Genomic DNA, 3,055 nt, shown 5'->3' on the forward strand with positions numbered 1-3,055 from the left:
TTTGTTCTACTGGTAAGCAGGGTTTTAATCGTAACTTGTCTACAGAAGAGATTGTTGGCCAGATTTGGAATGCTATTGCCTCCTTTGAAGAACTCGACCGGGTAAAAGATCGTCCCGTAACAAATGTTGTGTTTATGGGTATGGGCGAGCCGCTGTTAAATTTTGACAATGTCATGGATGCTGTAGACATCATGATGGATGATTTCGCTTACAGCATTTCCAAGAAGCGTCTGACAATCAGTACTGCTGGTGTCGTGCCAGCAATGGATCGAATGGGCGAATTTACCGATGCCTCGATTGCAATATCCTTGCATGCACCAAACGATGAGCTTAGAAACGAACTGGTGCCGGTGAACAAGAAGTATCCGATTAAGATGCTGCTTTCATCGCTAAAAAGCTATCTGGATCAGCTTTCGGATAAACGAAAAGCGACCATCGAATATACCCTAATTGCAGGAGTGAATGATCGAAAGATTCATGCAGATCAATTGATCGAGATTTTGCGTGGAATTCCCTGTAAGATCAACCTTATACCTTTTAATCCTTTCCCAGGCTCAGGGTATAAAAAGCCCTCAAACAACGAGGTCCGATGTTTTCAGGATTGGTTGATTGCGGGTGGTTATATCACGACCGTTAGAACAACGCGTGGTGATGATATTGATGCGGCTTGTGGGCAGCTTGTCGGTCAGGTTGAAGATCGAACGAGACGCAGTGCGCGCTACGCGGATGCAGCAAATACAATTGCTGCAAAACAGCTATAAAATATATTGGTTTGGTTAATTTTTATAGAAAAAGAGACCGCAATGAAAGCGGCTCGTATAAAAAATAGAAAAAGGCAGATTAAATTCGCATGCTGTTTTTGAATAAACAATACAGATTCTTATTGAAGGGCTGGCTGATAGTCTTCTGCCTTCTCTTGCAAGCTTGTGTGACGACGACCAATAGTTCGCTAACTGATAAGGCCGATCCGGTTGTCGCAGTAGGGCGTTATGTGACGCTTGGTCTTGAGTACATTAAGCGGGATGACCTGCATCGAGCTCGAAAGCACCTGAACAGAGCGTTGGAGATATCACCACTGGATGCCCCAGCTAACGCAGCTATGGGCTTGGTTTACCACCAGGAAGGGGAGACAGTTGCTGCTGAGAATTACTTTAAACAGAGTTTGGAAACCGACCCAAGCTATACGCGTGGAAGAAGTTATTACGGCGCGTTTTTGTATTCAGTTGACAGAATTGAGGCGGCGCTTGAACAGTTTAAACTAGCATCTGAAGATACGCGTTATGAAGGCCGTTCACAAATATTCTCTAATATCGCTTTATGCCAACTTAAACTAGGTAATAGTGCTGAAGCAATTGAAGCTTATACCAGTACTTTGCGCTTGGATCGTAGTAATGGTCGTGCGCTATCTGGTGTAACGGAGCTGCTGATCCAGTCCAACGATTTTGAAAGAGCTCAGCATTATTATAATCGCCTCGTACGGTTGATTCGTGAGCGCGGTATGCAACACTCAGCTCAGAGTTTATGGCTGGGAATCAGGATTGCCAATTATTATGATAGTTCTCAGCAAGTGATTACTTTGGCAGGCTTACTCGAGCAAATGTATCCCGATACTGAAGAAAACCAGCTTGCCAAGAGTTTACTTGGAAAAAAAATAACGCTAAATGGTGCTAGTCGATGAGTAAGGAAACAGCTGATATTTCGTCAAGCCCAGGCTTAATTCTCCGGACTGCACGAGAAGAGTTAAAATTTTCTATCGACCATGTTGCACATGATCTTCACCTAAGGGCAAGTGTTGTGCAGTCAATGGAGAATGAAGATTATGACGACTTCAGTAGCGATGTTTTCTTAAAAGGTTATTTTCGCTCTTATTGTCGTTTGGTTAACTTGCATGAAGAGCGAATGGTTGAGCTGCTTGAGGTTCAGTTACGTACTCGCAAGAATGAAATCGAGAATGTAGCCTTAAGCGCTAAAAAAGCCGAGAAAGCCAAGTTCCGAAAGAAACTGATCAGTGTAATGTTTGCATTGGCTTTAGTTGCTGGTTTGAGCGTGTATGTTTTAGGGTATTTACTGGTGGAAGATAAGCCTCTACAAGAGGGCAGCCCCTTACCTGAAAGTACGACTTCGGCGCCTAGTGATCAATCACTCAGTACTGAAACTGAAGGCCAACAGCTTATGCTTAATAAGCCAAAATCTGAAGCTCAGGACACGCTCGAAGACTCTCCCAAATCAGCGCTTCCAACTGCTACAAACGCAGCACAGACTCTGGCAAATGAAAAGATTGTGATCAAGGCTGTGCCAGAAGAAACTGAGGGAAATACTTCCACAGCTTCGCTTGAAGACGCGCCAAACATAGTTGAACCCGGTACTGATAGCGATAAGCCTCCAGTTGTTGAGGAGAAACAGTTTTTTAATGCAAGTTTTACTGCCGAGTTTAGTGGCGATTGCTGGTTCAAATTTACCAATGCAGAAGGTAAAACTGTATTTGCTGCTTTAAAACGTGCAGGCAATAAAGTCAATTATACGGGGCCAGCTCCTTTTACAATGGTTCTGGGCGATGCCAAGCAGGTTCAGGTTGAGTTTGAAGGGAAGGCGGTTGATTTAATACCGCATACTGCCAAGAACGGCAGGGCTCAATTGACCTTAAGCCCATAATGCTAATGATTTGTTATGAGTGGCCTTCTCAGGTCAAAGGATTAAATGAATGAAGTTTGAATCGCCTATAAAACGCAGAAAATCCAAGAAGATATGGGTTGGAGATGTGGCTGTCGGTGGCGATGCACCTGTTGCTGTGCAAAGTATGACCAATACTGACACCTGTGATGTTGACGCGACGGTAGCCCAAATAAAGGCATTGCAGGACGCAGGTGCCGATATCGTGCGTGTTTCGGTTCCTAGCATGGAAGCGGCAGAAGCATTCAAAGAAATTAAGAAGAAGACCTCTATTCCACTTGTTGCTGACATTCACTTTGATTACAAAATAGCCCTAAAAGTAGCCGAATACGGCGTGGATTGTCTGCGTATTAACCCTGGTAATATAGGTAAAGAGGACCGTATT

General features: G+C 44.0%; 4 protein-coding genes. All 4 read left to right on the forward strand.

The genetic code is table 11. From position 1 onward, the window contains the following. On the forward strand, positions 1-761 hold a 761-nt coding region (rlmN, locus tag A3763_RS09675; RefSeq protein ID WP_068759998.1), incomplete at its 5' end, for a 23S rRNA (adenine(2503)-C(2))-methyltransferase RlmN. A gap of 89 nt (positions 762-850) precedes the next feature. Further along, positions 851-1,678, forward strand: a complete 828-nt coding sequence (gene pilW, locus A3763_RS09680; RefSeq protein ID WP_068554620.1) for a type IV pilus biogenesis/stability protein PilW — start codon at positions 851-853, stop codon at positions 1,676-1,678. Next, positions 1,675-2,652 (forward strand): RodZ domain-containing protein, encoded by a 978-nt coding sequence (locus tag A3763_RS09685; protein WP_068634067.1) that lies wholly within the window; start codon positions 1,675-1,677, stop codon positions 2,650-2,652. Before pilW ends, A3763_RS09685 begins: the two co-directional genes overlap by 4 nt. 49 nt (positions 2,653-2,701) lie before the next feature. Further along, a partial coding sequence (locus tag A3763_RS09690) for a flavodoxin-dependent (E)-4-hydroxy-3-methylbut-2-enyl-diphosphate synthase (RefSeq protein ID WP_197482873.1) occupies positions 2,702-3,055 on the forward strand: 354 nt, incomplete at its 3' end.

This window comes from Oleiphilus sp. HI0128, assembly GCF_001635365.1.